At 42.6% G+C, this 6,043-nt stretch carries 5 protein-coding genes; all 5 read left to right on the forward strand.

Annotation, left to right across the window (positions count from 1 at the left end):
* Positions 1 to 483 (forward strand): DUF1080 domain-containing protein (locus KGY70_15725; GenBank protein ID MBS3776645.1); only part of this gene is annotated, 483 nt, incomplete at its 5' end.
* Positions 484 to 780: 297 nt separating this feature from the next.
* The gene (locus KGY70_15730; GenBank protein MBS3776646.1) at positions 781 to 2,136 is read left to right on the forward strand and encodes an MATE family efflux transporter; all 1,356 of its coding nucleotides are present in this window, start codon (positions 781 to 783) and stop codon (positions 2,134 to 2,136) included.
* 74 nt (positions 2,137 to 2,210) lie between these two features.
* A complete protein-coding gene (locus tag KGY70_15735; protein ID MBS3776647.1) occupies positions 2,211 to 3,368 on the forward strand; it encodes a hypothetical protein in 1,158 nt (385 codons plus the stop codon).
* A gap of 21 nt (positions 3,369 to 3,389) precedes the next feature.
* Positions 3,390 to 4,658, forward strand: coding sequence for an MFS transporter (locus KGY70_15740; GenBank protein MBS3776648.1), 1,269 nt, complete (start codon positions 3,390 to 3,392; stop codon positions 4,656 to 4,658).
* Positions 4,659 to 4,700: 42 nt separating this feature from the next.
* Positions 4,701 to 6,043 (forward strand): Gfo/Idh/MocA family oxidoreductase (locus KGY70_15745; protein ID MBS3776649.1); only part of this gene is annotated, 1,343 nt, incomplete at its 3' end.

Consider the following 6,043-nt stretch of genomic DNA (forward strand, 5'->3'; position numbering starts at 1 on the left):
GTTGAAGACCAAATGCTTAAGTTGGGAAAAGGGCATGAATGTACAGGAGTTACCTGGCAGCGGGATTTCCCCAATGTGAATTATGAAGTGACTTTGGATGCCAAGCGGGTAGAAGGAAGTGATTTTTTCTGTGGGATGACTTTCCCCGTGGAGGATGAATTCTGTTCTCTAATTGTAGGCGGTTGGGGTGGTACCTTGGTGGGATTAAGCAGTATTGATGGATTCGATGCCTCTGAAAATTCAACCAGTACAATACGTAATTTTGAAAATGATCGATGGTATCACATCCGTTTGCGGGTTACCGAACAGGATATTAAGGCATGGATTGACGAGGAAAAGGTGGTGGATTTTAATACGGAGAACCATCGCCTCTCAGTTCGGATGGAGGTTATGTGGTCCAGGCCATTCGGTATTTGTACATGGCGTACTGCAGGAGCTTTGCGTGATGTCCGTGTCCGGTATCCTGTGAAGGATGAAAAATAAAAAAATGGTAAACGTATGTTCTTTTTTGAGTGATAAAGCTATAAATACAGGGTATTAACTGGAGTCTGGTTTCTATCCAATAAAATACCAGATAGAAACGAAGATAGAGAATTGTTCTTTGACTTATTTTATGGGATGGTTATGTATTATGCCTTAATGGGAAATCACCATGCAGTAAAAGTAGATGACAGTCATTTAATGAAGCGGGTTATATCCGTGAAAAGTAAAAACAGGCTTTTGATCTGCTGAACCAATGGGTCGAACTATATTCAATCATTTGAAAGGGTTGGAACAGGAATGAGATCGATACAAAGCGATTTGACGCGGGAACCCATAGCTCCCATGATTTTGAAACTCACCTGGCCAATGGTTTTGGGTCTTTTAGGGATGGTGGTGTTTAATTTAACCGACATATATTTCATTGGTAAATTGGGTGTAGATGAATTGGCTGCAATGGGATTTACGTTTCCGGTGGTAATGTTTGTAAATGCACTGGCCTCAGGTATTGGTCTTGGTACCTCTTCACTGATGTCCCGGTCTATTGGGAGCGAGATACGAATAGTTCTTAGAGAATATGCCACTGAAGCTCTGTTGCTGGGAGTTTTGTTTGTGGGAATCGTGGTGGTGATCGGACAATTAACCATTAATCCCTTATTCAGTTTAATGGGAGCTTCCGATAAAGTGCTTTCCCTTATTAAAGATTACATGAGTGTGTGGTACTGGGGTATGCTTGTGTTGGTGGTTCCCATAGTGGGGAATAACGTCATCCGGGCTACCGGGGATACTTTTACACCCGGAATGATTATGACCTTTTCAGCAGTATTGAACATCATAGTTGATCCTTTGCTGATTTTTGGGTATGGACCTTTTCCCTTTCTTTCTATTAAGGGTGCGGCCATTGCAACTGTAATATCAAGGGGAACAGGCATGATTCTGATAATCTGTGTTCTGATCAAAAGAGAGAAGTTGCTAACTGTTTTTCTGCCTGTTTTGAAGGAAGTGATACGGATATGGAAAAAAATTTTTTATATAGCAGTTCCCGCTTCAGCTTGTATACTGATTCCACCGTTTTCTATGGGCATTGTTACCCGCATTATTTCAAAGTTTGGAAATGAGGCAGTGGCAGCCTTCGGTATTGTATCCCGTTTGGAGTTGTTTTTTCTGATTCTTGTAAATGCATTGGGTTCGGTAATGATCATTTATGCAGGTCAGAATTGGGGTAAAGGAAAAGTAAAACGTTTATTACGAGGTTTTAATATTGTTGTGCTTTTTGCTTTGGTTTGGGGATTGTTGCTGTTTTTTATGGTTCAAATGTGGGCTAAACCCTTTGCATCGATTTTTAGTGAAAGTATTGATGTGATTAACATTACAACTAAATATTTACTGATTATAACATTCAGTTATGGGTTTCAGGGTATTCTTATACTCGGAGAGAATGTTTTTATCGGAGTCAACAACCCATTACCTGCTGCAGGGTTAACATTCCTGAGAGTGTTTGGCCTTTATGTGCCATTGGCTTGGCTGGCTTCCTTATACCTGGGTCTGACAGGTGTATTCTGGTCGGCATTCCTGACCAATATTTTAATAGGAATTTTGACCTATATTTGGTTGGTGCGTTATCTAAAAATGAAAGAGAAATCACCAATGGAATAAGCTAATTATTTGGATATCCCATAAGCAATATAAAGTTTTAAAAAAATATTATAGAACTGTAAAATTTTCTCAATATGAATTCACGAGAAAGAGTATTAAAAGCACTGAATCATGAAAAGCCGGACAGGGTGCCTTATGACATGGGAAGCACCCAGTTAACTGGTATATCGGTTGTTGCCTACCGAAATTTAAGGGAACATTTGGGTCTGCTAAAGGAGGAAATAGAGCTTTCTGATTCCATTCAGCAATTGGCTATGCCTTCTGAGGATCTGCTGGAGACATTAAAAGTGGATACAAGAGGGTTGTTTCCTTTGACAAGTCATAACTGGGATGTCGAAGCTCAGTTAAAAGATGTAGGTTCTGATTGGGAATACCATGATGAATGGGGAATCATTCATCATTTTCCCAAAGAGAACGGCCATTGGTATACCATTGTTAAAAATCCGCTTGGAGATATTACTCCTGATGCCAGTGCCATTGAGGAACATTCCTGGCCTGATGCAGGTGATAAGAGAAGAATTGAGGGATTGCGCGAGAAAGCCATTCAATATAGAGGGCAGGGGAAGGTTGTAGTGTTGAAAGGTCTGTGTGCAGGTCTCTTTGAAATGATGCAGCGGATCAGGGGAATGGAAAATGCATTAATGGACCCCATGCTTTACCCGGAATTTTCTGATTTGCTGATCGGGAAGCTTGCAGATTTGAAAATTGAATTCTGGAAGATGGCTTTACGCGAATTACATGATGTTGTAGATGTGGTTGTTGAAGCGGATGACTATGGCACGCAAACCTCTCAGTTAATTTCTCCCGATCAGTTCAGAGAAATATTTAAACCCCATATGAAAAGGGTATTGGATTCGATTAAAAATGAAGCTCCTGACTCTTATTTATTCTTCCATTCATGTGGAAATGTGCGAGCCATCATACCCGATTTTATTGAAATGGGGGTAGATGTATTAAATCCCGTCCATATTAAGGCTGAAGGAATGGATCCGGTAACTTTGAAGCGGGATTTCGGCGATGACATAACATTCTGGGGCGGTGGAGTGGACACTCAGGGCATTCTTCCCAACGGATCTCCGGATGAAGTTGCAGATGATGTCAAAAGAAATATTGATGCACTTGCACCCGGTGGAGGCTTTGTATTTAATACGGTACATAACATTCAGGCGGAAGTTCCGGTAGAGAATATAATGGCTATGTGGAACGCCTTACAGGAATACGGAATCTATTAATCAACCTTTATTGATGATTATATGATAAAATATCGTTGGATCATTCTGTCGCTATTGCTCTTTGCCACCACTATCAATTATGCCGATCGCTTTTTGATCGGTTTGCTCAAGGATACCCTGATGAATGAGCTGGATTTTACAGAGCAGCAATATGGTAAAATTGTTTCAGCTTTTCAGTTGGCCTATGGAATAGGTAACCTTGCTATGGGGTATTTGATTGATCGTTTGGGAACCAAACTGGGTTATCTTATCAGCATTATCGTATGGAGCCTTTCAAGTGTAACCCATGCTTTTGCACAAAGCTGGATACATTTGAGGATTTCCAGGTTTTTCCTGGGGCTTGGCGAAGCAGGTAATTTTCCTTCAGCCATAAAGTCGGTAGCTGAATGGTTCCCCAAAAAAGAGCGGGCTTTTGCTACGGGTATTTTTAATGGAGGCTCGCAGCTCGGTATCATTATTGCCGGTTTTGTAATCCCGGCTGTCCTGATAAAATATGGCTGGCAAGAGTGCTTCTTTGTTACCGGCTTACTGAGCTTGATCTGGATGGTTCTCTGGATCATTAACTATAAATTGCCGGAAAACCACAAAAGAGTGGATCAGGAGGAACTGGATTACATAAAATCCGATCAGGACTTTTCTCCAGCTTCTCAGGAAAATAAGATTCCCCATATTCAACTGATTAAACATAAGGAGACCTGGGCCATTGTGGTAGGCAAACTATTGGCCGATCCTGTGTGGTGGTTTTATGTATTCTGGGGGGCGAGTTTTCTAAATAAAAAATTTGGGATCAACATTGATCAAGTCGCCTTACCTCTTGTGGTGATTTATGTTACTGCCTATGCAGGAGGTGTTTTGTTTGGGGGAATGTCCTCCCGTTTAATCAAAAGAGGTTTAAGTGTTGACCGAAGCAGGAAATTAACCCTGCTCGCATGTGCTATTGTGGTTTTACCGGTTATGTTTGCCACTCAGGTGGAGAACGGGTGGGTTGCCATAGCATTGATAGCCTTGGCTGCTGCAGGGCATACCGGATGGGCCAATAATGTGTTTACCCTTTCATCCGATATCTTTCCAGGGCAGGCTATTGGACGCGTTGTTGGCCTTGGCGGTGCAGCCAGCACATTTGGTTCGGCACTGGCTGCCATTGGAGTAGGCAGTTTATTACAGGGTGCCCCCGTGGAAGGATATACCATACCTTTCATTGTAGCCGCATTGGGCTATATGGTGGCATTGGGTGTTATTCAACTTTTGGTCCCTAATATTCAGTCAATAAATACTCAGAAGTTTAAATAAGATATTTTGGTTTGATATTGAACAAATTTAAAAATTAGAGCTATGCAAAGAAGAGAATTCATAAAAACAGCCGCTGCAGGTAGTGCAGCATTTACAATGCCCCACACCTTATGGGGCAACAGCGAACGCTGGAAAGGTGCAAACGATCGTTTAAATATTGCGGTGATTGGTATTCATGGTATGGGACAATCTCATATCAGCAACTTCAATGCATTGGACAATGTTGAAGTGGCGGCTATATGTGATGTTGACGAAAACCTTTTTAAGTCAAGAGTAAAGGAACATTTTACCGATAAGGGTCTTAAAAAACCGAAGATCTATACGGATTTGCGAAAACTCTTCGAAGACGACGACATTGATGCCGTTTCCATTGTTACCCCCAATCATTGGCATACACCGGCAGCCATCTGGGCTGTGCAGGCCGGAAAACACGTAACTGTTGAGAAACCCTGTTGCCATACTTTCTGGGAGGGCCAGAAGCTGCTTGAAGCATCCAATAAATATGATCTTATTATTCAGGATGGCGCTGAACAGCGAAGCAATCCCTGTGCTCAGTCCATGGCAGAGTTTCTGCATAATGGTGAGCTTGGAGAAGTTTACATGGGCAAAGGATATTGCTATAAGTGGCGGGATACCATCGGAACGGCAAAGCCGGAACCTGTTCCCGAAGGCCTTCACTATGACCTTTGGATGGGACCTGCCCCGGAAAAGCCATTTACGCAAAACCGCTACCATTATAACTGGCATTGGCAGTGGGACTACGGGAATGGAGATATGGGTAACCAGGGCGTACATGAGGTAGATGTTGCCCGCCTGGGCCTGGGCGTTAAACTGCCGACGAAAGTATCAGCCATGGGCGGTCATTTTATGTTTGACGACGACCAGGAAACTCCCAATACGCTGATGGCTGTTTTTGAATTTCCCAATCCCGCCGGCAGTGGAGATAATAAGAAAATGATGGAATTTGAAGTCAGGCACTGGATAACCGACAATGGAGGAATGGCAATGAAAACCGAAGGAGGAACAACTTCCTATATGACCAGTTCACAGAATACCGTAGGCAATACATTTTACGGATCCAAGGGATATATGGTCAAAACTGTGGATAAATGGCAAACGTTTATGGGCAAAGAAAAAGAGCCGGGAGAGACCGGAGGAGGACTGGGCAACCATTATAAAAATTTTGCAGACGCTGTCCGTGCAAACGACCGGTCAAACCTAAATGCTCCAATTGAAGAAGGGGTTTATTCGTGTGCCCTGATCCACCTGGCCAATATTTCCTACCGGGTGGGAAGAACCCTCTACTTTGATCCCGAGAGAATGCGGATTAAAGGAGATGAAGAAGCCAATAGCATGCTGACGAAGGAATACAGGGAACCTTACGT

It is taken from the genome of Bacteroidales bacterium, assembly GCA_018334875.1.
Taxonomy (GTDB): domain Bacteria; phylum Bacteroidota; class Bacteroidia; order Bacteroidales; family UBA12077; genus JAGXLC01.

What these genes read in the sequence shown, in the direction of transcription:
- KGY70_15730 (MBS3776646.1), top strand. Translation starts at nt 781, where the DNA reads ATGAGATCGATACAAAGCGATTTGACGCGGGAACCCATAGCTCCCATG.
- KGY70_15735 (MBS3776647.1), top strand. Translation starts at nt 2,211, where the DNA reads ATGAATTCACGAGAAAGAGTATTAAAAGCACTGAATCATGAAAAGCCG.
- KGY70_15740 (MBS3776648.1), top strand. Translation starts at nt 3,390, where the DNA reads ATGATAAAATATCGTTGGATCATTCTGTCGCTATTGCTCTTTGCCACC.